The sequence below is a fragment of the Mycobacterium sp. NTMscope_MAC_12 genome (assembly GCF_976985675.1).
Window position 1 is genome coordinate 4,419,142 of record NZ_CDRJYY010000001.1, and the last position, 26,402, is coordinate 4,445,543.

Annotated in this window: 25 protein-coding genes and 1 pseudogene; 12 read left to right on the forward strand and 14 right to left on the reverse strand. The window is 69.0% G+C overall.

The window, feature by feature from the left end; genetic code table 11:
- Positions 1 to 33: 33 nt before the first annotated feature.
- The 5 genes from rplM to eccCa form a co-directional block, all read right to left on the reverse strand.
- Positions 34 to 477 (reverse strand): 50S ribosomal protein L13, encoded by a 444-nt coding sequence (gene rplM / locus AC0KS4_RS20370; RefSeq protein ID WP_008260230.1) that lies wholly within the window; start codon positions 475 to 477, stop codon positions 34 to 36.
- Positions 478 to 739: 262 nt separating this feature from the next.
- The gene (locus tag AC0KS4_RS20375) at positions 740 to 1,042 is read right to left on the reverse strand and encodes a WXG100 family type VII secretion target (protein ID WP_238957379.1); all 303 of its coding nucleotides are present in this window, start codon (positions 1,040 to 1,042) and stop codon (positions 740 to 742) included.
- A gap of 9 nt (positions 1,043 to 1,051) precedes the next feature.
- Complete coding sequence (locus AC0KS4_RS20380; RefSeq protein ID WP_225330420.1) at positions 1,052 to 1,369, reverse strand: WXG100 family type VII secretion target; 318 nt, start codon at positions 1,367 to 1,369, stop codon at positions 1,052 to 1,054.
- Between the two features lie 45 nt (positions 1,370 to 1,414).
- On the reverse strand, positions 1,415 to 2,656 hold the full coding sequence (locus tag AC0KS4_RS20385; protein ID WP_238956799.1) for a type VII secretion-associated protein: 1,242 nt from the start codon (positions 2,654 to 2,656) through the stop codon (positions 1,415 to 1,417).
- A complete protein-coding gene (gene eccCa, locus AC0KS4_RS20390) occupies positions 2,653 to 6,345 on the reverse strand; it encodes a type VII secretion protein EccCa (protein WP_238956800.1) in 3,693 nt (1,230 codons plus the stop codon). The genes AC0KS4_RS20385 and eccCa overlap by 4 nt, the downstream gene beginning before the upstream one ends.
- A 94-nt stretch (positions 6,346 to 6,439) precedes the next feature.
- Between eccCa and eccD the strand changes: the two genes are divergently transcribed.
- Together eccD and mycP are read left to right on the forward strand one after the other, a co-directional pair.
- Positions 6,440 to 7,843: a type VII secretion integral membrane protein EccD gene (eccD, locus tag AC0KS4_RS20395; protein ID WP_275254201.1), complete on the forward strand. Its 1,404-nt coding sequence runs from the start codon at positions 6,440 to 6,442 to the stop codon at positions 7,841 to 7,843.
- A complete protein-coding gene (mycP, locus tag AC0KS4_RS20400) occupies positions 7,840 to 9,150 on the forward strand; it encodes a type VII secretion-associated serine protease mycosin (protein WP_425326332.1) in 1,311 nt (436 codons plus the stop codon). The genes eccD and mycP overlap by 4 nt, the downstream gene beginning before the upstream one ends.
- Here the strand turns inward: mycP and eccB are convergent.
- Entirely contained in the window at positions 9,118 to 10,488 is a 1,371-nt protein-coding gene (gene eccB / locus AC0KS4_RS20405) for a type VII secretion protein EccB (protein ID WP_238956802.1), read from the reverse strand. The genes mycP and eccB overlap by 33 nt on opposite strands.
- 120 nt (positions 10,489 to 10,608) lie before the next feature.
- Between eccB and AC0KS4_RS20410 the strand changes: the two genes are divergently transcribed.
- Positions 10,609 to 11,487, forward strand: coding sequence for a cutinase family protein (locus tag AC0KS4_RS20410; protein WP_225328705.1), 879 nt, complete (start codon positions 10,609 to 10,611; stop codon positions 11,485 to 11,487).
- A gap of 42 nt (positions 11,488 to 11,529) precedes the next feature.
- Positions 11,530 to 12,165, forward strand: coding sequence for a cutinase family protein (locus AC0KS4_RS20415; protein WP_308193071.1), 636 nt, complete (start codon positions 11,530 to 11,532; stop codon positions 12,163 to 12,165).
- Here AC0KS4_RS20415 and truA read toward each other — a convergent pair.
- The 8 genes from truA to infA all read right to left on the reverse strand — a co-directional run bounded on the left by truA (position 12,162) and on the right by infA (position 16,851).
- Positions 12,162 to 13,013 carry a tRNA pseudouridine(38-40) synthase TruA gene (gene truA / locus AC0KS4_RS20420; protein ID WP_238957382.1) on the reverse strand — a complete coding sequence of 284 codons (852 nt, stop codon included), beginning with the start codon at positions 13,011 to 13,013 and terminating at the stop codon, positions 12,162 to 12,164. The two genes, AC0KS4_RS20415 and truA, sit on opposite strands and share 4 nt — an antisense overlap.
- Positions 13,000 to 13,644, reverse strand: a complete 645-nt coding sequence (rplQ, locus tag AC0KS4_RS20425; RefSeq protein WP_225328704.1) for a 50S ribosomal protein L17 — start codon at positions 13,642 to 13,644, stop codon at positions 13,000 to 13,002. Before rplQ ends, truA begins: the two co-directional genes overlap by 14 nt.
- A 115-nt stretch (positions 13,645 to 13,759) precedes the next feature.
- Positions 13,760 to 14,803, reverse strand: coding sequence for a DNA-directed RNA polymerase subunit alpha (locus tag AC0KS4_RS20430; protein ID WP_008260253.1), 1,044 nt, complete (start codon positions 14,801 to 14,803; stop codon positions 13,760 to 13,762).
- 75 nt (positions 14,804 to 14,878) lie between these two features.
- Positions 14,879 to 15,484 carry a 30S ribosomal protein S4 gene (gene rpsD / locus AC0KS4_RS20435; protein WP_067171969.1) on the reverse strand — a complete coding sequence of 202 codons (606 nt, stop codon included), beginning with the start codon at positions 15,482 to 15,484 and terminating at the stop codon, positions 14,879 to 14,881.
- A gap of 9 nt (positions 15,485 to 15,493) precedes the next feature.
- Positions 15,494 to 15,910, reverse strand: a complete 417-nt coding sequence (gene rpsK, locus AC0KS4_RS20440; RefSeq protein WP_225328703.1) for a 30S ribosomal protein S11 — start codon at positions 15,908 to 15,910, stop codon at positions 15,494 to 15,496.
- A 6-nt stretch (positions 15,911 to 15,916) separates the two neighbouring features.
- Complete coding sequence (rpsM, locus tag AC0KS4_RS20445) at positions 15,917 to 16,291, reverse strand: 30S ribosomal protein S13 (RefSeq protein ID WP_066880444.1); 375 nt, start codon at positions 16,289 to 16,291, stop codon at positions 15,917 to 15,919.
- Positions 16,292 to 16,465: 174 nt separating this feature from the next.
- Positions 16,466 to 16,579, reverse strand: coding sequence for a 50S ribosomal protein L36 (gene rpmJ / locus AC0KS4_RS20450; RefSeq protein ID WP_003879483.1), 114 nt, complete (start codon positions 16,577 to 16,579; stop codon positions 16,466 to 16,468).
- Between the two features lie 50 nt (positions 16,580 to 16,629).
- Positions 16,630 to 16,851 (reverse strand): translation initiation factor IF-1, encoded by a 222-nt coding sequence (gene infA / locus AC0KS4_RS20455; protein WP_003418601.1) that lies wholly within the window; start codon positions 16,849 to 16,851, stop codon positions 16,630 to 16,632.
- A 305-nt stretch (positions 16,852 to 17,156) separates the two neighbouring features.
- Between infA and AC0KS4_RS20460 the strand changes: the two genes are divergently transcribed.
- From AC0KS4_RS20460 to AC0KS4_RS20495, 8 genes and pseudogenes are all read left to right on the forward strand, one after another.
- Positions 17,157 to 18,788, forward strand: a complete 1,632-nt coding sequence (locus AC0KS4_RS20460) for an NAD(P)/FAD-dependent oxidoreductase (protein WP_225328711.1) — start codon at positions 17,157 to 17,159, stop codon at positions 18,786 to 18,788.
- Positions 18,789 to 18,796: 8 nt separating this feature from the next.
- Entirely contained in the window at positions 18,797 to 20,320 is a 1,524-nt protein-coding gene (locus AC0KS4_RS20465; protein ID WP_238956803.1) for an ATP-binding protein, read from the forward strand.
- A gap of 36 nt (positions 20,321 to 20,356) precedes the next feature.
- Positions 20,357 to 21,204: pseudogene (locus tag AC0KS4_RS20470) on the forward strand (LLM class F420-dependent oxidoreductase).
- Positions 21,205 to 21,223: 19 nt separating this feature from the next.
- Entirely contained in the window at positions 21,224 to 22,090 is an 867-nt protein-coding gene (locus tag AC0KS4_RS20475) for an LLM class F420-dependent oxidoreductase (protein ID WP_238956804.1), read from the forward strand.
- Positions 22,091 to 22,117: 27 nt separating this feature from the next.
- Complete coding sequence (gene rfbB, locus AC0KS4_RS20480; protein WP_008260499.1) at positions 22,118 to 23,113, forward strand: dTDP-glucose 4,6-dehydratase; 996 nt, start codon at positions 22,118 to 22,120, stop codon at positions 23,111 to 23,113.
- Position 23,114: 1 nt separating this feature from the next.
- Positions 23,115 to 23,732 carry a dTDP-4-dehydrorhamnose 3,5-epimerase gene (gene rfbC, locus AC0KS4_RS20485; RefSeq protein WP_238956805.1) on the forward strand — a complete coding sequence of 206 codons (618 nt, stop codon included), beginning with the start codon at positions 23,115 to 23,117 and terminating at the stop codon, positions 23,730 to 23,732.
- A gap of 240 nt (positions 23,733 to 23,972) precedes the next feature.
- Positions 23,973 to 25,094 (forward strand): acyltransferase family protein, encoded by a 1,122-nt coding sequence (locus AC0KS4_RS20490; protein WP_225328698.1) that lies wholly within the window; start codon positions 23,973 to 23,975, stop codon positions 25,092 to 25,094.
- Between the two features lie 125 nt (positions 25,095 to 25,219).
- On the forward strand, positions 25,220 to 26,356 hold the full coding sequence (locus tag AC0KS4_RS20495; protein ID WP_238956806.1) for an acyltransferase family protein: 1,137 nt from the start codon (positions 25,220 to 25,222) through the stop codon (positions 26,354 to 26,356).
- The last annotated feature ends 46 nt before the right edge of the window (positions 26,357 to 26,402 follow it).

Below are 26,402 nucleotides of genomic sequence, written 5' to 3' on the forward strand. Positions count from 1 at the left end.
TTTCTGGGTTCTCCAGGGCCTCGGTCGTTTCGGTCACTGGGCCACCTGCTTGATCTCGTACGGAACGGGCTGCTGTGCGACGTGGGGGTGCGTCGGGCCGGCGTAGACGTGCAGCTTGCGCGCGATCTGCCGGGCGAGCTTGTTCTTGGGCAGCATGCCGACGATCGCGTCCTCCACGACACGGTCGGGGTGCTTGGCCATCAGCTCGCGAATGGTGCGGCTGCTCAGACCGCCGGGATACCCCGAGTGGCGGTACGCCAGCTTCTTGTCCAGCTTCTGGCCGCTGAAGGCGACCTTGTCGGCGTTGATGACGATGACGAAGTCACCGCCGTCGACGTTGGGGGTGAACGTCGGCTTGTGCTTGCCGCGCAGCAGGTTGGCTGCCGCGACGGCAAGGCGGCCAAGCACCACGTCCGTGGCGTCGATGACGTGCCACGACCTCGTGGTGTCACCCGCCTTTGGCGTGTACGTAGGCACAGCGCTTACCACTCTTTCTCTGCGAGCCTCTGTTCCGAGGCTGTGGATCCCGGTGTGACCGGGTGCCGGTCAGGCGTTCGCGGCGGGGGCTGGTCTCGGCGACCGACGTTGACCCGAGGCCCTGGCGTACCGCACGCCAACGGAGCAGCTTACCGACCGCCATCCCCGCAGGTCAAAATGACTGTGTGGTCCCGACGGCTCTCCCCCGTCAGGACCACACAGTCTCACGCGCGGCGCGAACCGCGCGGTGTCTCGTCGGCCGCTACCGCGACCACACGCCGGCCGCCCGGCGGTCGGCGTTGGCCACCTCGTCCGCGCCGTCGCGGACCGCATTTCCGAGCTCGACCAGCATCTCGTTGAGCGCGGTCGCCGACTGGTGCCATTTCAGCTGCTCAGCCTGGTAGGCGGCGGCCGCTTCGCTGGTCCACAGCTGCTGCAATGGCGCGATGCGCGCTCTGAGCTCGTCGAGCGCGGCATTGAAACGGGCCGACGTCGAGTGAATCTCCTGGCGGACCGAGTACTCGATTTCACCGAAGTTGTAGGACAACACCGAATCCACGGGGATCCTCTCTCCTCACAGGTTTCCGCCGGCGGCGGCGATGCGGTCGGCATGGCTCTGGCCGGCCTCCTGCAGGGTGGCCGCGTTGTGCCGAATGGTGTCGGCGATGGCGTGCAGGGCGTGGTAGAGCCGCACCGACTCCGCGTTCCAGCGATCGATCACGCCTTTGAAGCGAGTGGCCGCGAGCCCGCCCCACGCCGACGACGGCACGCCGCTCATCCGGCCGATGAACGCCTGCAGCATCGCCCTGATTTCCTCGTTGCGGGCGTCGGTGGTGCCCGCCACCGACCGCATCAGGTCGAGGTCGGTGCTCAGTGGGTTTGGTGCAGCCATACCCATTACGACCGCGACGGGGCTCGTTCGGTTCCACGAAATTTGTCATCCGATCGCGTGGACGGTTCTGACCGCCTGCTCGCAAACATCGCGGACGGCGCCCTCGTCGCCCGGCCGGCTCTGACACCCGACGCTGATTCGCACGGGGCCGTCCAGCAGCACCGTCCAGCGCACGTGATGACCCGCGCGGACCTCGCGGTAGGTCACCGCCGGCCGGCCGGCGCTGGTGCCCGACGGGTTGAAGTCGACAAACAGCCCGGCGGGCTCGGCGTCGATCGCGCGCTTGAGCCGTTCGGCGGTACCGCTCAGCGTCTCCGCGGCCACCGGCGACTGGGTGATGTGCAGCGCGACCTCGGGGTCCGCCGGAGACGTGACCTGCACCCGCGCCGAGCCCGGCCCGGTGACCACCCGTCGCGTCGGCCACGTCGCCGGCACCGACAGCGCCACCCGGCCTTCCACCAAATACGTTGTGGACGCGGCGTCGACCCGCTTCGGGGGCGCCTCGCCGGGCCGGCTCGGCGACATCGCGGCCGGCGCCGCCGCGGCGACGACGATGGCGGCGGCACCCAGTCCGCCCAGCGTCCGCACGCGCGATGGGCGGGCGGTGGCGCGTGCGGCGGAGCCCGGCCCCGGCGGTGCCGAGCGTGCCGGGAAGGCCGCCCGCGCCAGCCGGGTGAGCCGAAGGTCGTTGATTTGCAGAACATCTCGGGTTGTCCCGCCGCTTCCGCGTACCGCGTCGGCGATCAACGCCGCCAGTGCCGACGCCCCGGCGACCGTGCTCGGCGTGTCGATCACCACGGCCGCGGGGGCCGCGTCGGCGATGACATCCGCGACGGCTTCGCCGACGGCTTGCGGGTCGGCGTTACGCGGCACGGCGGTCACCTCCGTCGCCGTGATCACCACGAACCGCTCGGTGATCTCGACCGTCACCGGTCGTTGCGCGCGAAATGCCTGCGCCAGCAACCACGATCGCGGGCGCGTGCGCACCTCACCGGCCACCCTGGCGGCGGCCGCGGTCAGCACACCCACGCGCGAGGAGGACCACCAGGACGGGCGCACGACGACCATACCGTCGGACGATGTGCAGCTTGCCGACCGCAGCGCGGCTTCCCACAGCGCATCGACGGTTATCGGCCGCTCCCCCACCAGCGCGACGCGGTCGTCGATCGCGTCGAGGGCCGATCGTATGGCGTCGGCCGTCTCGCCCTCGTCGATTGTTCCTGTACCGCAACATAATCGGCGGACGGTGCCCGGCCCGGCCTCGATGACGGGACGGTGTTCGGTCACGGTGGGCTCCAGGCCACCTGGACGAGGTCCTCGTCGCCGTTAGGGCCGGTCAGGATGCCGCGGCCCGGCGGCAATGGCACCGGCCGCGTGGGGCCGAACGGCGGGCCGTCGGCGGGAGAACCGCTCATCATCAGGGACAGGCAACCGAGGTCACGCAGGCCCGCGAGCACCGGCTCGAACATCGCGCGCTCGGCTCCCCCGCCGCGCCGGGCGACGACGAGATGCAATCCCAAATCTTGTGCATAGGGCAGGAATTCGATAATCGGCGCCAGCCCATTGCCCGCCGGGGAGGCGACCAGGTCGTAGTCGTCGACCACGACATACAGGTCCGGCCCACACCACCACGAGCCGGTGCGCAACTGGGCCTGGCTCGCGTCGGGCGGCGGCATTCGTGCGCGCAGAAGATCGAGCAGGTCGGGCAGCGCCGCGGCCAACGCGGCCGGCGACATCGCGTACCCGCGGAGATGGTCCGACTCGACGACCCCGAGCAGCGCGCGCCGGAAGTCGACGATCAGCAGTTGAGCTTGCGCGGCGGTCTTCGTCCGGACAAGCTCCCGGCACAAGGTCCGCAGGGTCGCGGTCTTCCCGCAGTCACTGTCGCCGACGATCACCAGATGCGGCTTCTCGTCGAAATCGATTGTCACCGGCCGCAGGTCGCGCTCCCGAACGCCGAGCAACACCCGGGCACCAAGCTCGCTTCCCGCCTGCCGCACCAAGGCCTCACGATCTACGCGATCGGGCAAGAGCGGTATCGGCGGCGCCACCGAGTCACCGGCGGGCACCTCGGCGACGGGCGTTGCGATCACCATGTGCAGCCCGTCACGGGACAGGCCACGGCCAGGGCTGTCGTGCGGGACGTGCGCAGCGGCCTTGCGGTCGAGTTCGGAGTCGGCGGGATCGCCGAGCCGTAACTCGACACGGGTGCCGAGCTGATCCCGCAGCGACGGCCTGACGTCGGCCCAGCGCGACGCCGTCAAGACCACGTGCACACCGAACGAAAGCCCGTGGGACGCCAGGGCAGTGATCGAAGCCTCCAGCGTCTCGAATTCCTGGCGCACGGTTGCCCAGCCGTCGATGACGAGAAAGACGTCGCCGAACGGATCATCGATCGCGCCGCCCGACGTGTTGGGTCGCCGGCGATAGTCGGCGATCGAGCCGATCGCGTGCGCACCGAACGTGGTCTCGCGCCGTCGCACGACCGACTCGCATTCGGCGACGATCCGCCCGACGAGCCGCGGCTCGGCCCTGCCGGCGACCGCGCCAACGTGCGGAAGCGTCCGCGCCGACGACAGCGTCCCGCCGCCGAAATCCAGGCAGTAGAACTGCACTTCGCTCGGGTCATGCGTGGCCGCGAGGGCGGTGATGAGCGTGTGCAACGCCGTCGACTTGCCCGATTGCGGTCCACCGACGATCGCCACGTTGCCCGCGGCGCCGGACAAATCGATCATCAGTGGCGTGCGGCGCTGCTCGTAGGGGTGGTCGACCAGGCCGACGGGCACGGCGGTCAGGCCGGCGGGCGTGGGCACCGCGCCGCCGAGCAGGGTGCGCAGCTCCGGAGGCCGCCCCAGCGGGGGCAGCCACACCCGGTGCGCGGGCGGCCCGTGCCCGCGCAGCCGGTCCAGGACCGCACGCGAAATGGCCGGTGCGGATGTCGCGCTCGCCTCCGGGGTGCGACGGACCGCTCCGGTGACCCGGGTGGTGAACACCTGGACCGAGCGCGCAGGCGCGGCGGGCGCACCCGGTGGAGCGTCCGTCGGCAGCGGTCCCGACACCGAGGCGGCCTGAAAGCGAACCGGTTCGTCGCCGCTGATCCGCAAGAAGCCGGCACCGGGCGCGGTGGGCAGTTCGTAGGCGTCGAGATTGCCCAGCACCGTGCGGGATTCGGCGGCGGACAGCGTCTTCAGGCACAGCCGGTACGAGAGGTGGGCGTCGAGCCCGCGCAGCCGACCCTCATCGAGGCGCTGGCTGGCCAGCAGTAGGTGCAGCCCCAGGGATCGGCCCAGACGGCCGATCGCCACGAACGTATCGGCGAAATCAGGTTGCTGGCTGAGCAATTCGGAGAACTCGTCGACGATGATGAACAGCGCGGGCAGGGCCGGCAGCGCAGCCGGCGGGTCACCTGCCCGGCGCGCGCGTTCGTAAGCCTCGACGCTGACGCAGCCCGCTGTCCGCAGCAGTTGCTGGCGACGGTTCATCTCACCGGCCAGGGCGTCGCGCATGCGGCTTACCAGCGGCGCGTCGTCGGCAAGGTTGGTGATCACGGCGGCCACGTGCGGCGCTCGCGCATAGTCGAGAAATGTTGCGCCACCTTTGAAGTCGATGAGCAAAAGGTTGAGTTCTTGCGGCGAGTTGCGGACCATCATGCCCAGCGCGATGGTGCGCAGCAGCTCCGACTTGCCCGACCCGGTGGCGCCGATGCAGAGTCCGTGCGGGCCCATCCCGTTCTCGGCCGGCTCTTTGATATCCAGCTCGAGGGGAGCGCCCTGCACGGTGGTTCCGATGGGGACGCGAAGCCGGTCGCCGCGTCCCCGGCGGCGCCAGAGCGTCGCCGGGTCGAAGCGTTGCGGATCGTGCAGGCCGACCAATCCGGGCCAACCGGGATCACCGCCCCCTACGCTCCCCCGATGCCCGGCCAGTCGGAGGGCGCACACCAGCGCGTCGACGGGCTCCATCCGATCGGGGCACGAAATGGGTGCCGACTCGTCGGACCGCCGGATCGCCAGCGGCGCACCGTCATGGCCGGCGCCGATCGCGATCGTGGTGGCGCCGATGATCGCGGCGGCGTCCCCGGCCAGTTCGGTGACCACCACCACCCGTGCCGCCCGCACGCCCGCGAGGGCCCGCTGCGCCTGCACGGCGCTCGAATAGACCATCCGCACCGGACCCGCCGCGTCGTCCTGGCCGGGATGTGCGTTGTGCGGCAACCATTTCAGCCATTCCCAGTGCGCGCGATGCGGATCGCTGATCGCTGCGGCGATCCGCACCTGATCGGGCGCATGCAACACGGCGAGCTGGCAGATCATCGCCCGTAGCAACCCGCGCGCGGCGCTCGCCTCGCCGTCGATCGTCACAAGCGACTCGTCACGCAAGGCGATCGTCACCGGCCCGACGATCGTCGAATATGCGCGCAGGAAACGACGCAACGCCGTCTCGGTGACCGGATCGCGAAGCTCCTCGGCGGGAAGCTCCGGCGCCACCAAGCGGCGCGCGAGGGGCTGCGTCCCCATGCCCACCCGCACGAGGCAGAAATCCGCGTCGCCCGGTCTGCGCTGCCACATGCGAGCGCCGCCGACCAACGTCCACAGCGTGTCGGGATGGGGATGGCTTCGAATGGACGAGGCGCGCTGCGTCGTAGCGACCGCGGACACGGATTGGCTCAGCTGATCCAGGTATCCGAGATACCGTCCGCGATCGGCATCGATGCCACCGCCGCGCCGGCGGGCACGGCCGGTCAGTCCGGACGCCAGCGCCGAAACCAGCATCATCAGCGGAAACGCCAGAAACATCGGCTGACGGGCCATGGCCGTCCCCGACGCGAACGCCGCCGCCATGATGCCCATGCTCGCCACGGACAGCGCAGCCGGCAGCAGGCGGGGCAGCAGGCCAGGCGCCGCCGGCGGCTGCAGGTCCGGTGGAGCCTCGACCACAATCGGCGGCCGTTGCACCGCGGGCACCGAAACCTGGGTCATCTCATCGCCTCCAGTTCGACGACGGTAAGGAGCACCGAAAACGGCGACAAGTCACCTGTGGACAGCCGGATACCGGGGCCGTCGAAACCCGGCTATGTTCCCCAGGATCCGACCGAAGGGTTCGTCATTGGCTGCATCCGAAACCGGGCTGTGCCGTGTCCGCGTCCATTGGGGCACCACCGTCGCCGATCTGGCGCTGCCCGCCGGAGTTCCTGTCGCGGTGTTGATTCCGTCGGTCGTCGACGCCCTCGAGGTTCGTCACCCCGACCGGGAGGCGGTGCGCTACGAGTTGTCGATCCCCGGCGCACCCGCACTGGTCCCGTCGATGACCTTGGCGCAGAACCGCATCGGCGATGGCGCGGTCCTGGTGCTGAGCCGGCCCGACGCGCCGCTGCCCGCACCTCGTTACCTCGATGTCGCGCAGGCCGTGTCGGACACGCTAGCGGGGGACGCCGGGACGCGCAGCGATGACGGGGACCGGCGAGCCGCCCGGCTCGCCGGCGCGGCGGCGGCCGTCTTGCTGACCGCGGTGGGCGGGGGGACCTTGGTGCGAACCGCCTTCAGCGCCAACCACACCCGAGACAGTCGCGCAACGGTCGCCGTTTTGGCATGTGCCGTCCTCGTCGGGCTGGGGCTAGCGGCGATCACGCATCGGGCCTATCGAGATCCGATCGCCGGACTGGCGCTGAGCGTGATCGCCACCGAGTTCGCGGCGGTGGCCGGGTTTGTGGCAGTGCCCGGCGCTCCAAGCGTTTCCCACGTATTGCTGGCCGCGGCGGCGGCGGGCGTCACCTCCGTGCTGGCGATGCGGTTGTCGGGCTGTGGTGTCGTCGCGTTGACGGCGACCGCGTGCTTCGCGGCGGTCATCGCCGCGGCGGCGCTGGCGGGTGCGATCACCGGCGCGCCTTGCCATGTCATCGCTTCGGCGGCGGGGGCGGTATCCCTCGGGCTGCTCGGGGCGGCACCGCGCGTATCCATCGCGCTGGCGCGGCTATCGCCCCGATGGGCGACGCCGGACGTCGTCGACCCTAGCGACGCGTGGGTGCCCGAGCAAGCGCTTAGCGCCGACCGGTGGTTGGTGAGCCTGTATGCCGGGCTGTCGTCAGCCGCCGGTGCCGGCGCGGTCGTCACCGTGCTCGCCGGTGCACCGCGCCTGTCCTGCTTGGCGTTCGGGACCGCCACTGCCGCGCTGTTGCTGCTGCGCTCCCGGTCCGGCGAACGCGCAAGGATGCTGGGCTTCGCTGCCGGTGGACTCGTAACCGCGGCAACGATATTCGCTGTCACCGCCCTGCGCTTCCAGCTGCACGGTCCGAAGCTCGCTGCGGCAACGGCGCTGGTCGCCGCCGCGATGTACCTCGGCTTCGCCGCAAAACCAACCTCGCCCGTCGTGCTCCGATGCGTCGAAATGCTGGAGTGGCTGGCGTGGGCGGCACTGGTCCCGCTGGCGTGTTGGATAGGCGGACTCTACGGCGCGGTCCGGGGATTGAATCTCCCGTGAGGTCCTCGCACGTCGGGCGCGTGCTGGCGGTGTCGGCGCTGGCGATGCTCCCCGCGTTCGGAACGCCACCGGCGCAGGCGGTTTCGCCCCCCGGCGTCGACGACAAGTGGTTGCCCAAGCCCACCTTGCCGGCGCCGCCACGGCCGACGGTGCAGCGCGAGGTCTGCGCGGCGCTGACCGTCGATTCGGCGCCGGGCCGCAACCAGCCGCCGGGGGCGTTCGACCTTTCGGACGTGTGGCACCTCACCCGCGGCGCCGGACAACGGATCGCGGTCGTCGACACCGGAATCGCGCGGCACCGACGGCTGCCCGGCGTGGTGCCCGGCGGCGACTACGTGTCCACCGGCGACGGCACCCAGGACTGCGACGCGCACGGCACGCTGGTGGCCGGAATCATCGCGGCCACAGCCGATTCCAAGTCCGATGGCTTCAGCGGGATCGCGCCGGAAGCCACCTTGATCAGCATCCGGCAGTCCAGCGCGAAGTTCGCGCCCGCTAGCGACCGGTCCCGCGCCGGGGTGGGTGACGTCGACACCATGGCGAAAGCGGTTCGGACCGCCGCGGATCTCGGCGCGTCGGTGATCAACATTTCCTCGGTTGCGTGCGTGCCGGTGGCCGCCGCACTCGACGACCGTGCGCTGGGTGCCGCGCTGGCCTACGCCGTCGATGTCAAAAATGCCGTCGTCGTCGCGGCGGCGGGGAATACCGGCGGCGGCGCGCAGTGCCCGCCGCAGCGGCCGGATGCGACCTGGCAGACCATCACGGTCGTGGTCAGTCCCGCGTGGTACGACGACTATGTGCTGACCGTCGGCTCGGTGAATGCCGACGGAGCACCGTCGGCCTTCAGCCTCGCCGGCCCGTGGGTCGATGTCGCCGCGCCCGGCGAGGCGGTGACCTCCCTCACGCCCGATCCGGTGTCGGGCACGAGTTACGCCGCCCCGGTGGTGAGCGGTCTGGCCGCGCTGATTCGGAGCCGCTTCCCGGCATTGACCGCGCGCCAGGTGATGCAGCGCATCGAGTCGACGGCGCATCATCCGCCCGCCGGATGGGATCCGCTCGTCGGCAACGGCACCATCGATCCGCTCGCCGCGGTCAGCACCGGGACGGGCGCGCCGGCCAATGCCCATAAGCCGCCGACCGCGCCGCCGCTCGCGGGGTCGCCGGCGACGACCCCACCGCGCGATACCCGCGCCCGGGACACCGCGGTGCGCGGGGCCGCGATCTGCCTCGCCGCGCTGGCGGTCGCCCTGGCCGCCGGCGCGGCCAGGGGTCGGCTACGGGGAACCCGCGACGTCGCGGGCGATTGAGGCGCCGCGTCTGCTCAGCTCCGGTCCAGCCGGCAGCAGCGTGAGAACCGGCCAGGGCGCCGCGGTCGCCTCGGCGAGGCCGAGGGCGTGCGCGGCGTCGTCGTCGCGGATGGCGAATCGCACCCCGGTGTCGACGATGAGGTACCGGGTCCCGGAGTTGTCACCCGCCCGCACGTAGGCGCTGCGCCCGGGCGGCACGGACACGTTGTCCAGCGCGGGGCCGGGGCCGTCGGCCTGCGCCAGCGTCACCGTCGCCTGACCGGGCGGCACCGGTGGCCGGTTCCCCGCCAGCAAAGCCGCCCCCGCTCGCCCGCCCTCCCAGCTGGCGCATATCGTGCCGGCGGACTCGGGCAGCGTCGGCGCCCGGTCGGGGAAACCGGCGACGGGCAACTCGGCCGCGACGGGAGCGGCCCGGATCGCCTCGGGCGCGACGGTGACGGGATTGACCATCCCCTGGGAGCCGCCGAAGCGCATCAAGTCGGCCGCCACCTGGCCGATCCGCTGCACGCCGGCGACCAGCACCGCGTAATACTCGTCACCGTCGGCGCGTGTGACGCGCAGCACACTGCCGACGCGAAATCCCGGCAGCCCGGGCGCGGCGCCGCCCAGGCCGCGGATCCGGGGGGCCGAGATCGGCGGCGCCTCGGGGACAGCGTTCAGCAACGCTTGCGAGACGAGTTGAGGCGCGCGGCCCTCGAGCCGCAGCGCGCGCACGACCGCGGCATCGGCCAGGTCCACGATGGCCCGGTGCCCGTCGTAGAGCAGGTAGGCCGGCGAACCCGAGGCGGGAGCCACCAGGACGGCCTGCCCGGACGGCAAGCGGGCGGCTGCGTTGCCGGCGACGTGGCCGACGATGACCGTCGTGCTGCTGGCACCGGCGCTATCACAAATCGAGAAGGCCAGGTCCTGCGCGGACAGCGGCCTGCCGACGAATTGCGGTGCGCCCGGAATGCCCAGCAGCGGACCGCGTTTACCGCCCTCCAGATCGGCCTGGCGCACCGGCTGCGGGGTGGCGGCCGTCCCCGCGATGAGCCGCGCGGACGCCAAATTCGGCACCGGATGCCAGACGTCGTTCACTCGAACGAACAGCGCACCCGACTCCCGGGCCATCACGACCTGCGCCCGATCGAGCGCAACGTGCGGTCTCAGCAAACCCAGAAGCGCGGAGCCGGCCAGCGCCAGGGCCGTCAGCACACCGCCGGCTGCCAGCGATGTCGACGCCATCCGCGGTCGCGGGCCGCCCACAGACATCGTCTCGCCCAGCAACGCGCATTCGAGGCGGCGCAGCAGATACCGGTGAGCGCTGACGCGCAGCCACATGGTCGGCTGACGCGGCACTGATCCCCCCACCCTGCGTAATCCGTTGGGCTCACGGTAGGCCGCCGATCGGCCGCGTCGCAGCGCTTATCCACAGGTCGCAGGAGTTTCGCCGCGGCGGAAATTGGGTAAAATTGCCCGGTGAAAACTCACCGCGCCGCTCGCCTCATCGGCTTGGGCGCTTCCGCCCTGGTCACCGCCGCAGGCCTGCTCGCCACGCCGGTCGCGCTCCCGGTGGCCTCCGCCGATGACTGCCCGGACGTCGAGGTCATCTTCGCCCGCGGCACCAACGAGCCCCCCGGCCTGGGCCGGGTCGGCGATGCCTTCGTGGACTCGCTGCGCCAGCAGACCAACTTGAACATCCTGCCGTACGGGGTGAACTACGCCGCCAGCAAGCTGCAGCTGCACGGCGGTGACGGCGCCAACGACACCATCGATCGCGTGAAGAAGAGCGTGGAGAAGTGCCCGAGCACCAAGATCGTGCTCGGCGGCTACTCGCAGGGCGCGTCGGTGATGGACATCGTGGCCGGCGTCCCCATCGGCGGCATCAACTGGGGCAGCTCGCTGCCGCCGCAGTACGCCAACAACATCGCGGCCGTCGCCACCTTCGGCGACGTGGCCGACCGCGCCGGCGGCACGCTGCCCAGCCAGAGCGCGCTGCTGGGCTCCAAGGCCATCGACTTGTGCAACCCCAACGACCCGATCTGCCACGCCGGCCCCGGCAACGAGTGGAGCGGGCACACCGAGGGCTATGTGCCCGTCTACACCACCCAGGCCGCGGCGTTCGTCGCGTCCAAGCTCGTGGGCGCCGGCCAGTCGGTGCCCGGCTACGGCCCGTCCTTCCCGGGCGCCGGCCCGCAGGTCCCGGGCCAGCCCGGATACGGCCAGCAGACTCCGGTGTACGGGCAGACCCCGCCCGGGTCGGGCCCCTCGATCCACGGCGGCACCGGCACCGCCCCGGCCCCCGCACCGCTGGCGCCCGGGCCGGCCACGACCGTACCGCAAGCACCTCTCGTCTAAATCGTTACCGGCGGGTTATCAACGCGCGCTTAACATCTCTGTGTGAGGCTTATCCCTTTAGGGCTGGGCGTCGGATTGCTCGCGGGGGCAGCGTTATTGGTTGCCCCGCAATTGGTTCCCCGCGCATCGGCGTCCTGCCCCGGCGTAGAAGTGGTCTTTGCCCGCGGAACGGATGAGGCGCCCGGTGTCGGGAAGGTGGGCGGGGCGTTCGTCAGCTCGTTGCGCGAGCAGACCCGCAAAAGCGTTGGCGCATATGGCGTGAACTACCCGGCCGACAAAGACTTCCTGGCCGCCGCGGACGGCGCCAATGACGCCAGCAGCCACATCCAGCGCATGGCGGTGAACTGCCCCAACACCAAGCTGGTGCTGGGCGGATACTCGCAGGGCGCCGCCGTCATCGACATCGTCACGGCCGCACCGGTGTCCGGCCTCGGGTTTCGCAAGCCGCTGCCGCCCGCGGCCGCCGATCACGTCGCCGCCGTCGCCCTCTTCGGGAATCCGTCGGGCCGGGCGGGCAACCTGATGAGCGCGCTGAGCCCCAATTTCGACGGCAAGACCATCGACCTGTGCAACCCGGGCGACCCGATCTGTTCGGGCGGCCTGCGGTGGGCGTCGCATCTGAGCTACGTGCCCGGACTGACCAACAAGGCCGCGAGTTTCGCCGCGGCGAGGGTCTAGTGCGAGCGCACGTCCCTGGTGATGAGGTTGCGCGCGGCCAGCTGGTCATCGGGCGGGTAGTCGACGCCGACCAGCGTCAGCCCGTGCGCCGGGGCGGTCGCGTAGTCGCTGGATCGTGCTGTGGCGCCGAGCAGTTCGCGGCACCAGGAGACGGGACGCCGGTGTTCGCCGACCGCCAGCAGCGCTCCGACCAGTGAGCGCACCATCGACCAGCAGAACGCGTCGGCGCTGACCCGCGCGGTGATCGAGTCACCGTCGCGCGTCCACTCCAGCCGCTGCAGGTCGCGGATGGTGGTGGCGTTCTCGCGGTGCCGGCAGAACGCGGCGAAGTCGTGCAATCCCAACAGGTCCCGCGAGGCGGCGGTCATCGCCTCGACGTCCAGGGGGCGCGGCCAGGCGGTGACGTAGCGGGCCTGCTGCGGCTGCACGCCCCACGGCGCCGTCGACAGCCGGTACACATAGTGACGTCGCAGCGCGGAGAACCGGGCGTCGAAACCCGCGGGGGCGCGGGCGATCTCGATCACCCGGACGTCGGTGGGCAAGAAGCGGCCCAGCCGGCGCAGCAACGGCAGAAACTCGGCCTCACCGGCGTGTGGCGTACGCGAATACGCGTTCGGCAGCGCCGCGGCCGGCACATCGACGTGGGCCACCTGCCCGGTGGCGTGGACCCCCGCATCCGTGCGACCCGCCGCGCGCAGCCGCACCGGCGTGCGAAAGACGGTCGTCAGCGCCTCGTCGAGAACCCCGGCCACGGTACGCTGGCCGGTCTGAGCTGCCCAGCCTGCGAAACCTGTTCCGTCGTAGGCGATATCGAGCCGCAGACGGACGTCCTCGCTAACTCTCGTCAGCCTCGTCGTTCGCCTTCTCGGCGGCCTCGGCTTCGGCTCTTGCGGCGACGGCCTTGTCGGCCTTGTCTTCGGCTTCGGCCTGGGCCTTGGTCGGCTCGTCGGAGGCCTCTTGGGCGTTGGTTTCCTCGGCCTCGGCCGTGGCTTCCCCGGCCGTCGGGCCGACGGCTTCCTCCGGCTCGACGGCCGCCTGAGGCGCCGCCGCTGCCGCGACAGGAGCGTCAGTCTTCTTGGAGGCCTTCGCCCGCCGAGCCCGATCGGCCTCGGAGGTGACCGTCTTCTCCCGCACCAACTCGATCACGGCCATGGGCGCGTTGTCGCCCTTGCGCGGCTCGACCTTGATGATCCGCGTGTAGCCGCCGTTGCGGTCGGCGAAGAACGGCCCGATCTCCTCGAAGAGGGTGTGCACCACGTCCTTGTCGCGGATCTTCTTCAGAACCTCTCGACGGTTGTGCAGCGCACCCTTTTTCGCGTGCGTGATCAGCTTTTCCGCATACGGCCGCAGCGCACGCGCCTTGGGCTCGGTCGTCTTGATCCGGCCGTGCTCGAACAGCGACGTCGCCAGGTTGGCCAGAAGCGCCTTCTGGTGCGATGACGACCCGCCGAGGCGAGGACCCTTGGTGGGCTTGGGCATTGCGACTTCTCCTAATTGGGGCCGGTCCCCGTATCAGGTAGGACCGGGACGGCTTCTGTTATCGGTGTCCGGTTCCTCAGCGGCCGCCGCACGGCCGCATCGTCACCGGACGGCCTTACAGCTGTTCGGTTTCCGCGTAGTCCTGGTCGTCGTAGGCGGCCTCGGTGGACCAGGTGCCCGTGGCGACGTCGTAGCCCGCGACCTGCGAGGGGTCGAAGCTCGCCGGGCTGTCCTTGAGCGACAGGCCCAGCTGGTGCAGCTTGACCTTCACCTCGTCGATGGACTTCTGACCGAAGTTGCGGATGTCCAGCAGGTCGGACTCGGTGCGCGACACCAGCTCGCCGACGGTGTGCACACCCTCGCGCTTGAGGCAGTTGTAGGACCGCACCGTCAGGTCCAGGTCGTCGATCGGCAGCGCGAACGACGCGATGTGGTCGGCCTCCGCCGGCGACGGCCCGATCTCGATGCCCTCGGCCTCGACGTTGAGTTCGCGTGCCAGACCGAACAATTCGACCAGGGTCTTACCCGCCGACGCCAGCGCATCGCGGGGATTGATCGAGCTCTTGGTCTCGACGTCGAGGATCAGCTTGTCGAAGTCGGTGCGCTGCTCGACACGGGTGGCGTCCACCTTGTAGGTGACCTTGAGCACCGGCGAGTAGATGGAATCGACTGGGATGCGGCCGATTTCGGCGCCCGATGCCCGGTTCTGAACGGCCGGCACGTAGCCACGGCCACGCTCGACGACCAGCTCGACCTCGAGCTTGCCCTTGTCGTTCAGCGTCGCGATGTGCAGGTCGGGGTTGTGCACCGTCACGCCGGCCGGGGGCACGATGTCGCCCGCGGTGACCTCACCCGGGCCCTGCTTGCGCAGGTACATCGTGACGGGCTCGTCCTCCTCGGAGGACACCACCAGGCTCTTGAGGTTCAAGATGATGGCGGTGACGTCTTCTTTGACGCCGGGCACAGTGGTGAACTCGTGCAGCACGCCGTCGATGCGGATGCTGGTGACGGCCGCGCCCGGAATCGAGGACAGCAGCGTCCGCCGCAGCGAATTGCCCAGGGTGTAACCGAATCCCGGCTCCAGCGGCTCGATGACGAACTGGGAGCGGTTGTCGGTGAGGACTTCCTCCGACAGTGTGGGTCGCTGAGAGATCAGCATGGTGTTCTTCTTCTCCTTCTCGGCACCCGCTATTTGATGCCGTTAGGTTTTCGGGCCGGCCGGCCCGAAAGTCACTTACTTCGAGTAGAACTCGACGATGAGCTGCTCGGTGAGCGGCACGTCGATCTGGGCCCGCTCGGGCAGCTGGTGGACGAGGATGCGCTGACGCTCCCCCACGACCTGCAGCCAGCTCGGGATCGGCCGGTCGCCCGCCGTCTCCCGCGCGATCTGGAACGGCACGGTGTTCAGCGAGGAGTCCCGCACGTCGATGATGTCGTACTGCGACACCCGGTAGCTGGGGACGTTCACGTGCACGCCGTTGACGCTGAAGTGGCCGTGGCTGACCAGCTGGCGGGCCATCCGGCGGGTACGCGCCAGCCCGGCGCGGTACACGACGTTGTCGAGCCGGCTTTCCAGGATCCGCAGCAGCTCTTCACCGGTCTTGCCGGATTGCCGCACGGCCTCTTCGTAGTAGCGACGGAACTGCTTTTCCATCACGCCATAGGTGAAGCGGGCCTTCTGCTTCTCCTGCAGCTGCAGCAGGTATTCGCTTTCCTTGATCCGCGCGCGGCCGTGCTGGCCGGGCGGGTAGGGACGCTTCTCGAACGCCTGGTCGCCACCGACGAGGTCGGTGCGCAGCCGGCGCGACTTGCGGGTGATGGGTCCGGTGTAACGAGCCATGAGTATCTCCTAGACCCTTCTGCGCTTCGGGGGGCGAACGCCGTTGTGCGGCTGGGGGGTGACGTCGGAGATCGCGCCGACCTCCAGACCGGCGGCCTGCAGCGACCGGATCGCCGTCTCCCGGCCCGAGCCCGGGCCCTTGACGAACACGTCGACCTTCTTGACGCCGTGCTCCTGCGCCTTGCGCGCGGCGTTCTCGGCGGCCAGCTGCGCGGCGAACGGCGTCGACTTCCGCGAGCCCTTGAACCCGACGTGGCCCGACGACGCCCAGGCGATGACGTTGCCCTGCAGGTCGGTGATCGTCACGATCGTGTTGTTGAAGGTGCTCTTGATGTGCGCCGCGCCGTGCGGGACGTTCTTCTTTTCCCGGCGACGGGTCTTCTGCCCCTTCTTGGGGGCGGACGCTGCCTTCTTGGCTGGTGGCATGGCTGATTACCTGGCCTTCTTCTTGCCGGCGATGGTGCGCTTGGGCCCCTTGCGGGTGCGCGCGTTGGTCTTGGTCCGCTGGCCGCGCACCGGCAGGCCACGGCGGTGCCGCAGGCCCTGGTAGCAGCCGATCTCGATCTTGCGGCGGATGTCGGCCTGGACCTCGCGGCGCAGGTCACCCTCCACCTTCAGGTTGGCTTCGATGTAGTCACGCAGGTGGGTCAGCTGGTCGTCGGTGAGGTCCCTGGTGCGCAGGTTCCTGTCGATCCCCGTCGCTTCCAGAATCTCGTTCGAACGGGTCCGGCCGACGCCGAAAATGTAAGTCAGCGCGATCTCCATCCGCTTGTCACGCGGCAGATCGACGCCTACTAGTCGAGCCATAGGTGGCGTTTCCTCTTTTTCTAGGCGGAGGTCTGATCCCAGTCCGTTCCCGATCTATCCGGGGCCCGGCCTCCGTCCGGGCGTGAGTGAGCGACGTATTCGCTCAGTGGTACTGGGAGGTCTGCATTCAGTTGTGGTGTTGGTAGCGCGGGGCGCCTCAACGGCGCGGCGGCATCAGCCCTGACGCTGCTTGTGGCGCGGATCGGAGCAGATCACCATGACCCGCCCGTGCCGACGGATCACCCTGCACTTGTCACAGATTGGCTTGACGCTCGGGTTCACCTTCACGGCTGTTCGATCCTGTTCTGTCTATTCGTAGGTTGTTCTGATCGGGCTTGTTACTTGTACCGGTACACGATGCGGCCCCGGGACAGGTCGTAGGGAGACAACTCCACCACCACCCGGTCCTCCGGCAGGATGCGGATGTAGTGCTGCCGCATTTTGCCGCTGATGTGGGCAAGCACCTTGTGACCGTTCTCCAGCTCAATGCGAAACATCGCATTGGGCAGCGGCTCGACCACGCGGCCTTCGACCTCGATGGCGCCGTCTTTCTTGGCCATAACTAGTTAAGAATCCTCGTCATTTAGTCTCGTTGTCGTCTGCGCCCAGACCGGCGCGACATGGCACACCGACTTGCAACGTGAGCCGGTGACAGGACATTCCTAGGACTGGACACACAAAAAGTCGGCGCGGAGGTCGCACCGTCGTTCCACGATACCTGGTCATCGGCCACCACCAAAATCGCTGTGGGTGGAACGCGGGGCCGCCCGCTCGACCTCCCACACGCCCGCTGACGAGCGCATACTTAACGCCAGTGAATACACCCGCACGCCCCGCAGACACCGCACCGCAGCGCAAGCCCGTCATGCTCACCGTCGACGACGATCCGTCGGTTTCGCGGGCCGTCGCGCGCGATCTGCGTCGCCACTACGGCGAGGACCACCGGATCGTGCGCGCGGAGTCGGGGCCCGACGCGCTCGGCACCCTCAAGGAGCTCAAACTGCGCGGCGAGACGGTGGCGCTGCTCATCGCGGACTACCGGATGCCGCAGATGAGCGGCATCGAGTTCCTCGAGCAGGCGATGGACCTGTATCCGGCGGCGCGCCGGGTGCTGCTCACCGCCTACGCCGACACCCACGCGGCCATCGATGCGATCAACGTCGTCGACCTGGACCACTACCTGCTCAAACCGTGGGACCCGCCGGAGGAGAAGTTCTACCCCGTCATCGACGGGCTGCTGGACGCCTGGCGGGCCGCGCCCGAGCACCCCATCCCGCACACCAAGGTGATCGGGCACCGCTGGTCGGCGCGGTCCTGGCAGGTGCGCGACTTCCTGGCCCGCAACGGCCTCTACTACAGCTGGTTCATGGCCGACGAGCCCGCCGGCGAGCGGCTGCTGGGCGCCGCCGGCGAGGACGGCCTGCGGCTGCCGGTGGTCGTCACCCAGCGCGGCGACACCCTCGTCGAGCCCACCGACGCGCAGCTGGCCGAGACCCTGGGCCTGACCACCACACCGTCGCAGGAGTTCTACGACCTGATCGTGGTCGGCGGCGGGCCCGCGGGCCTGGCCGCCGCCGTGTACGGCGCCTCCGAGGGGCTGCGCACCGTGCTCATCGAGCACACCGCGACGGGCGGTCAGGCCGGGCAGAGCTCGCGCATCGAGAACTACCTGGGCTTCCCGGACGGGGTTTCGGGCGGCCAGCTGGCCGACCGGGCCCGCCGGCAGGCCGAAAAGTTCGGCGCCGAACTGATCACCGCCCGCAAGGCCACCGCCCTCGAGGTGAACGGGTCCAAGCGCACCGTGCGCCTCGCCGACGGCGGCTCGATCGACGCGCACGCGGTCATCCTGGCCACCGGCGTCGCCTATCGCCAGCTGGACGCCGAGGGATGCGCGGAGCTGACCGGCTGCGGCGTCCACTACGGGGCGGCGGTCTCCATCGCCTCGGAGTGCGAAGGCGAAGAGGTCTACGTGATCGGCGGGGCCAACTCGGCCGGGCAGGCCGCCATGTACCTGTCGCGGACGGCCAAGTCGGTCAACATCGTGGTGCGCGCGCCCTCGCTGGAGGCGTCGATGTCCCACTACCTGATCCAGCAGATCGAGGCCAACCCCAAGATCAACGTGCTGACCTGCACCGAGGTGCAGCGCGCCACCGGCGACGGCCACCTCGAGCAGCTGAGCCTGGTCAACAACCGGACCGGCGAAACCGAGGACGTCACCTGCGGCCGGATGTTCATCTTCATCGGGGCCGCCCCACGCACCGACTGGCTGGACGGGGTGCTGGCCCGCGACGACCACGGCTTCATCCTGACCGGCCCGGACCTGCGCAACGTGTGCGGCTGGACGCTGGACCGTCCGCCGCACCACCTGGAGACCAGCGTGCCGGGGGTGTTCGCCACCGGCGACGTCCGCTCGACGTCGGCCAAGCGGGTCGCGGCCGCCGTCGGTGAAGGGTCGATGGCCGTGATGCTGGTCCACCGCTACCTGGCCGAGAGCTAGGAGGGGCGATGGCCGGCGCCGAATCCATCAAGGTCCCCTGCGAGCCCGACGAGCTGCGCAGCCTGTTTTTGTTCGAGGCGCTCACCGACGAGCAGCTTGCGGTGTTGTGCGCGGCGGGCCACATCGAAAACTACGAACCGGGCCCGATCTGCGTCGAGGGCGAACCCGCCACCTGCTTCTACGTGCTGATCGAGGGCGAGCTGATGATGTCCAAGCTCTCCGGCGGCCAGGACATCGAAACCAACCGCACCTCGCAGCGCGGCGTGTACTGCGGGGCCTGGCGGGCGTTCACCGGCGGGAAGCAGAAGAGTTACGACGCCTCGGTGCACGTCACCCGGCCGTCGCGGTTCTTCGTGATGGACGCGCCGGTCTTCGCCCGGTTCATGAAGGACCAGTTCCCGATGGCCGTCCACCTGCTCGACGGCATCGCCGTCGGCACCGACCGGACCCGCCGGATCATCGACAACCGGGAGAAGCTGTTGGCGCTGGGCCGGTTGTCGGCCGGGCTGACCCATCAGCTCAACAACCCGGCGGCGGCGATCGCGCGGGCCGCGTCGGATCTGCGCGAACGGGTGGCCAGCATGCGGCACAAGCTGGCGATGCTCGCCGACGGCACCGTCTCCCCCGAGGCGCTCAGCGCCCTGGTGCGGCTGCAGGAGCGGGTCGCCGAGCAGGTCGCCAAGTCCGCCTCGCAGCATTTGAGCGCGCTCGAGACCTCCGACCGCGAGGACGCCGTCGGCCACTGGCTCGAAGAGCACGGCATCGACGGCGGCTGGGACATCGCGCCGACGTTCGTGGAGGGCGGCATCGACACCGATTGGCTGGAGCGGATCTCCGCGGTGAGCGAGGAGCTCGCGTCGACATCGGCGGAGCAGGCGATCCGATGGATCAACTACACCATCGAGAGCGAGCTGCTGATGAATCAGATTCTGGAAGCCAGCAAACGGATTTCGGCGCTGGTCGCCGACGCCAAGCAGTATTCGCAGATGGATCGGGCCCCGTTCCAGGTGACCAACGTGCACGATCTGCTGCGCAGCACGCTGGTGATGTTCGCCGACCGGTTGACCAAGGACGGGGCCGCCAGAAACTCACACGCCGTCACCGTGGTCAAGGATTTCGACCAGTCGCTTCCCGAAATCCCGTGCTATCCGGGCGATCTCAACCAGGTGTGGACCAACATCATCGACAACGCGATCGCCGCGATGCGCGACACCGGCGGCACTCTGACCATCCGCACCTGCCGGGAAGGCGACAGCCTGGCCCGCATCGAGATCTGCGACACCGGGCCCGGCATCCCCGAGGACGTGCGCGAGCACATCTTCGAGCCGTTCTTCACCACCAAACCCTTCGGCGAAGGCACCGGGTTGGGCCTGGACCTGGCGTTCAACATCGTCGTCAAGAAGCACCGCGGGGACCTGCGGGTGGAATCGGCGCCCGGCGACACCCGATTCATCGTGCTGCTGCCGCTGGAGCCGCCCGCCGCCGGCGTCGCCGTCGCCGACCTCGATGAGGACATCGCAGCGCCGGAATAGTGGAATAGGGCCGCACCGCGCCCGGTTGGGAACACCATGACCGATGCACCAAGCAAGCCCGATCTCGGCCGGTTCGGATCGTTCGGACGCGGCGTCACACCCCAGCAGGCCAAGGACATCGAGGCGCTGGGCTACGGGGCCGTGTGGGTCGGCGGTTCGCCGCCCGCCGAGCTGGCCTGGGTCGAACCCCTCCTGGAAGCGACGACGACGCTGCAGGTGGGCACCGGCATCGTCAACATCTGGACCGCGGCCGCCAAGCCGGTGGCCGAATCCTTCCACCGCATCGAGGCGGCCTACCCGGGACGCTTCCTGCTCGGCATCGGCGTCGGCCATCCCGAGGCCCACACCGAGTACCGCAAGCCCTACGACGCCCTGGCGGACTATCTGAAGCAGCTCGATGACTACGGGGTGCCCGCCAACCGCCGGGTCGTCGCCGCGCTCGGCCCGCGCGTCCTCAAGTTGTCCGCGGAGCGCTCCGCCGGGGCGCACCCCTACCTGACCACGCCGGAACACACCGCGCGGGCCCGCGAGATCATCGGCCCGTCGGCTTTCCTCGCCCCCGAGCACAAGGCGATTCTGACCCCGACGCCGAGAAGGCCCGGGCGGTCGGCCGCAAGGCGCTCGACGTCTATTTCAATCTCGCCAACTACCGAAACAACTGGAAGCGGCTGGGTTTCGGCGAGGACGAGGTCACCCGGCCGGGCAGCGACCGGCTGGTGGACGCGGTCGTGGCCTATGGCACCGCGGACCAGATCGCGGCGCGGCTCTCCGAACATCTCGAGGCCGGCGCCGATCACGTCCCCGTGCAGGTCCTGACGAAGGATGAAAACCTCGTCTCGGCGCTGGCCGAACTGGCGGGCCCACTGGGATTGAATCCGTCCTGACCACTCGCAGGGGAGCTGAATGACCGAGGGAGTTTCGCTCAAGCCCGACCTGGGCCAGTTCGGCGTGTGGCTGCCGACCAGATCCATCGCCCCCGAGCTGGCCGCGGGGATCGAATCGCTGGGCTACGGCGCCGCCTGGATCGGCGGCTCGCCGGATGCGGGCCTGTCCTGGGCCGATCCGGCGCTGGCGCGGACGACGTCGCTGCGCCTGGCCACCGGAATCGTCAACATCTGGTCGGCGCCGGCCCCGGCGGTCGCCGAGGCGTTCCACCGCATCGAAACCGGCCACCCGGGAAGGTTTTTGCTCGGCGTCGGCGTCGGCCACCCCGAGCACACCCAGGAGTACGTCAAGCCGTACGACGCCCTGGTCTCCTATCTCGACGAGCTCGACGCGGCCCTGGTGCCGACCAGCCGTCGGGTGGTCGCTGCCCTCGGGCCGCGGGTGCTGCGCCTCGCCGCGCAGCGCAGCGCGGGCGCGCACCCCTACCTGACCACCCCGGAGCACACGGCCAAGGCGCGCGAATTGCTCGGCGGGGCAGTGTTTTTGGCGCCCGAGCACAAGGTGGTGCTGAGCACGGACGCCGAGCGCGCCCGCGAGGTCGGCCGCCAGACCGTCGAGCATTACCTGGGCCTGAGCAACTACGTGAACAATTGGCTGCGGCTGGGGTTCACCGAGGCCGACGTGCGCGCGCCCGGCAGCGACAGACTGATCGACGCGGTGGTCGCCCACGGCACCCCCGAGGCGATCGCGGCCCGGCTGCGCGAGCATCTGGACGCCGGGGCCGACCACGTGGCCATCCAGGTCCTGGGCGGCTATTCCGAAGAAACGCTGCTACCTGCGCTGACCGAATTGGCCGGCGCTCTGGGGCTAACTGCCACAAACTGACCGATCGGCTCGGTTAGGGTTTGGGGCATGCGGTTACTGGTCACCGGCGGCGCTGGTTTCATCGGCGCCAATTTCGTGCACAGCACCGTTCGCGAGCATCCCGAGGACTCCGTGACCGTGCTCGATGCCCTGACCTACGCGGGCCGGCGCGAGTCGCTGGCCGGCGTCGAGGACGCCATCGAGCTGGTCGTCGGCGACATCACCGACGCCGAACTGGTGTCGCGGCTGGTCGCCGAATCCGACGCCGTGGTGCATTTCGCCGCGGAGAGCCACGTCGACAATGCGCTCGAGGGCCCGGAGCCGTTCCTGCACACCAACGTGGTCGGCACCTTCACCATCCTCGAAGCGGTGCGACGTTACGGTGTGCGGCTGCACCACATCTCGACCGACGAGGTCTACGGCGACCTGGAGCTCGACGACCCCCAGCGGTTCACCGAGGCGACGCCGTACAACCCGTCCAGCCCGTATTCGGCGACCAAGGCCGCCGCCGACATGCTGGTGCGGGCCTGGGTGCGGTCGTACGGGGTGCGCGCGACGATCTCGAACTGCTCCAACAACTACGGGCCGTATCAGCACGTCGAGAAGTTCATTCCGCGACAGATCACCAACGTGCTCACCGGGCGGCGGCCCAAGCTGTACGGCGCCGGCGCCAACGTCCGCGACTGGATCCACGTCGACGACCACAACAGCGCGGTGCGGCGCATCCTCGAAAAGGGCGAGATCGGTCGCACGTATTTGATCAGCTCCGAGGGCGAGCGCGACAACCTGACCGTCTTGCGGACGCTGCTGCAGATGATGGGCCGCGAACCCGACGATTTCGACCACGTCACCGATCGCGCCGGCCACGACCTGCGCTACGCCATCGACCCGTCGACGCTGTACGACGAATTGTGTTGGGCGCCAAAGCATACCGATTTCGAGGAGGGGCTGCGTGAGACCATCGACTGGTATCGCGCGAACGAATCGTGGTGGCGTCCGTTGAAAGACGCCTCGGAAGCCCGCTACGAAGAGCGTGGGCAGTGACGTGAAAGTTCGCGAACTGAAGATCCCCGGGGCCTGGGAGATCACCCCCGCCGTTCATGGCGATTCGCGCGGCCATTTCTTCGAATGGCTCACCGACAAGGGATTCAGCTCCTTCGCCGGTCACCGGCTGGACGTCCGGCAGGCCAATTGCTCGGTGTCATCGGCGGGCGTACTGCGCGGACTGCATTTCGCCGAGGTACCGCCGAGCCAGGCCAAGTACGTGACCTGCGTGCGCGGCGCGGTATTCGACGTCGTCGTCGACATCCGGGTGGGCTCACCGACATTCGGACAGTGGGACTCGGTGCTGCTCGACGACACCGAGCACAGGACGATTTACCTCTCCGAAGGCCTCGGACACGGATTCCTGGCATTGCAAGACGATTCGACGGTGATGTATCTGTGCTCGGCGGAATACAACCCGCAACGCGAACACACGATTTGCGCAACCGATCCGGCGCTGGGAATCGATTGGCCACTGGTGGGCGGCGCACCGCCGAACCTGTCCGACCGCGATGCCGCGGCCCCCAGCTTCGACGAAGTGTGCGCCTCCGGCCTGCTTCCCACCTGGGAGGAGACGCAGGCGTTCATCGACGGTTTGCGGACGAAGCCCACGAATTGACGCGGGTGATCGGCGCCGCCCATTGCGGCGACGTGCGTTATCCCGCACCATTCTTCGTGCTCGCGGCGCGTGAAATTGTTTTCGCCGCCTGACCTGCCTATTAGACGTATATCTATTAACGTTTCCATTGCGTCCGCCGAATTGGACCGGTGCCGTAAAGCGGCAATGTTCGGCGTTCCGTGGCGCTAGGATTGCGCCGATGATGCCGAGGACGCCCTGTTTGATTGGCGGGAGCCGCCGATGAAGCTTGGGCAGGTGTTCGATCCGCGAAGCAATGCGCTCAACGCGTGGCGGTTGGCGCTCGCGGGCGAGGTCATCTTTTGGCACACCTACCCGATCCGGGGTCATCTCCCTTCGGTGCGGGCCGTTCTGCAGCTGCTGCTCTGCGTCGGCGTGGACGGGTTCTTCGCGATCTCGGGCTTCCTCATCACGGCAAGTTGGATCAGTAACCCGCGGCTGCGCGCGTACCTGGCCGCCCGCGCCCTTCGCATCCTGCCCGGCTTCTACGTCTGCATGATCGTGACCGCGTTCGTCTTCGCCCCGCTGAGCGTGGCGATCCAGGGCGGATCGGCGGCCAGGCTGCTGTTCTCGTTCGCCCCGTTCGAATACGTCCTGAAGAACATCGCGGTGATGTGGCTCAAGCCCGACGTCGGCGGCACCCCGCACGACATTCCCAACGCGGGTATCTGGAACGCCTCGCTGTGGTCGTTGTTCTGGGAAGTGATGTGCTATCTGGTCGTTGCCCTCATCGGTGTGGCCGGACTCGCCAACCGCCGGTGGGTTTCCCCGACGATTTTGGTGGTGGCGGCGATCGGGGCGTCGATGATGCCGCCCGTCACCTTTCCCGAGGTGTTCAATCGGCCGACCGGCAACGTGGGAGCCGTCATCATCTTCCTCGCGTGCCGCGCCGCGATCATGTTCGCGGCGGGAGCGCTGCTGTATCAATGGCGCGATGTCATTCCCGCGCGGTGGTCGCTGGTCGCGGTGAGCGTGGTCATCGTGCTGCTGGCCGGACAGCTGCCGGATTACCGGGTGGTCGCCGCCGTCCCCCTGGCGTACGCCGTCGTCGTCTCCGGCTCCCTGCTGCACCACAAGCGCTTGAGATTACGCACGGACGTGTCCTACGGCATGTACATCTATGCGTACCCGACGCAACAGCTTTTGGCCGTCCTCGGCTTGCTCAGCCTCAATCCGTTCGTGTTCTGTCTCGCCGTGGCGGCGGCGACCCTGCCGCTGGCCGCGGCGAGCTGGTTCCTCGTCGAAAAGCCGGCGAGGTCGCTGAAGGCGCGGCTCAAACGAAAAGCTGCGGGTGCCCCCGAAGCAGCGATGGTGCTGCCGCCGGAGGCCACGGGCGCCGCGTGAGTTCGGTCGCTACCGCCCACGGACTCACGTGACGGCTCCACCGGCTTTACCGGTTGTCACCGACCACCGACCTCTGGCCGATACGATGGCGCCGTGGCGCGTGGCGTAACGAGGGCCGGAGGCAGATGAAGCTCGGACAGGTATTCGATCCGCGAAGGAACGCGCTCAACGCGCTTCGGCTGGCGCTGGCGGCCGAGGTGATGCTGTTTCATTCGTGGCCGATCACGGGACACATGCCCCCGAAGTCGACTCTGCAGCTTTTCTTCTCGGTGGGTGTGGACGGGTTTTTCGCGATCTCCGGCTTCCTGATCACCCGGAGTTGGCTCACCGACCCGCGCCTGCGTGACTACCTCACCGCCCGCGCCCTTCGCATTCTGCCCGGTTTCTATGTCTGCCTGATCGTGACCGCGTTCGTTTTCGCCCCGCTCAGTATGGCGATTCAAGGCGGGTCGGCCGCCAAGCTGCTGGGGTCCGCCGCGCCGCTCGAGTACGTCCTGAAAAATAGTGCGATCGCCTACCTGCAGCCGACGATCGACGGAACACTGCACGATCTACCGGGTGGAAATACCTGGAACGGCTCGATGTGGTCGTTGGTCTGGGAATTGCTGTGCTACTTGTTCGTTGCCGCTATCGGCCTGGCGGGACTGGGCAATCGTCGCTGGGTATCGCCGGCGGTTTTGGCGGTGGCGACACTGGGAGCGTTGGTCTTGCCGCCCCTGACATTTCCCGGGATATGGACCATTCCGCAGCTTGCCGTGCGCGCGGCCATCATGTTTTCGGCCGGAGCCGTCATGTATCAATGGCGAGACGTGATCCCCGCCCGCTGGTCGCTCGTCGCGGTCTGCGTCGTCATCGTGGCGGCGGCCGGGTTCTTGCCCGACTACCGGGTGGTCGGCGCCCTGCCGCTCGCCTACGCCGTCGTCGTCTCGGGCTCCTTGCTCAAGAGCGAACGGTTGAGGCTGCGCACCGACCTGTCCTACGGCGTCTATATCTACGCATTCCCGACCCAGCAATTGCTGGCCGTCTGTGGTCTCGCGACGCGTTTGTATCCGCCTCTGTTCTTTGTCGTCTCGGTGGTGGCCACGCTGCCGCTGGCCGCGGCGAGCTGGTTCCTCATCGAGAAGCCCTCGATGTCCCTGAAACGGCGCCTTCGGCGCAAGTGGTCCGCCCCGGTCGCGTCCAGCGCCGACGAAGCCCTCCCCGTCAGCACGGCCGATGCCATGGCCGAGGGGCCGGCTCCGGAGGCCCCGGGCAACGCCTGACCCGATAGCGATCGGTATCCCGTTCGATGCCGCGGGGTGAAACGAT

Bases quoted from the DNA above. Each gene is read 5' to 3' on its own strand.
- AC0KS4_RS20380 (WP_225330420.1), bottom strand. From the start codon at position 1,369: ATGGCTGCACCAAACCCACTGAGCACCGACCTCGACCTGATGCGGTCG.
- eccCa (WP_238956800.1), bottom strand. From the start codon at position 6,345: ATGACCCAGGTTTCGGTGCCCGCGGTGCAACGGCCGCCGATTGTGGTC.
- eccD (WP_275254201.1), top strand. From the start codon at position 6,440: ATGTTCCCCAGGATCCGACCGAAGGGTTCGTCATTGGCTGCATCCGAA.
- rplQ (WP_225328704.1), bottom strand. From the start codon at position 13,644: ATGCCCAAGCCCACCAAGGGTCCTCGCCTCGGCGGGTCGTCATCGCAC.
- AC0KS4_RS20430 (WP_008260253.1), bottom strand. From the start codon at position 14,803: ATGCTGATCTCTCAGCGACCCACACTGTCGGAGGAAGTCCTCACCGAC.
- rpsD (WP_067171969.1), bottom strand. From the start codon at position 15,484: ATGGCTCGTTACACCGGACCCATCACCCGCAAGTCGCGCCGGCTGCGC.
- rpsK (WP_225328703.1), bottom strand. From the start codon at position 15,910: ATGCCACCAGCCAAGAAGGCAGCGTCCGCCCCCAAGAAGGGGCAGAAG.
- rpsM (WP_066880444.1), bottom strand. From the start codon at position 16,291: ATGGCTCGACTAGTAGGCGTCGATCTGCCGCGTGACAAGCGGATGGAG.
- infA (WP_003418601.1), bottom strand. From the start codon at position 16,851: ATGGCCAAGAAAGACGGCGCCATCGAGGTCGAAGGCCGCGTGGTCGAG.
- AC0KS4_RS20460 (WP_225328711.1), top strand. From the start codon at position 17,157: ATGCTCACCGTCGACGACGATCCGTCGGTTTCGCGGGCCGTCGCGCGC.
- AC0KS4_RS20465 (WP_238956803.1), top strand. From the start codon at position 18,797: ATGGCCGGCGCCGAATCCATCAAGGTCCCCTGCGAGCCCGACGAGCTG.
- AC0KS4_RS20475 (WP_238956804.1), top strand. From the start codon at position 21,224: ATGACCGAGGGAGTTTCGCTCAAGCCCGACCTGGGCCAGTTCGGCGTG.
- rfbB (WP_008260499.1), top strand. From the start codon at position 22,118: ATGCGGTTACTGGTCACCGGCGGCGCTGGTTTCATCGGCGCCAATTTC.
- AC0KS4_RS20490 (WP_225328698.1), top strand. From the start codon at position 23,973: ATGAAGCTTGGGCAGGTGTTCGATCCGCGAAGCAATGCGCTCAACGCG.
- AC0KS4_RS20495 (WP_238956806.1), top strand. From the start codon at position 25,220: ATGAAGCTCGGACAGGTATTCGATCCGCGAAGGAACGCGCTCAACGCG.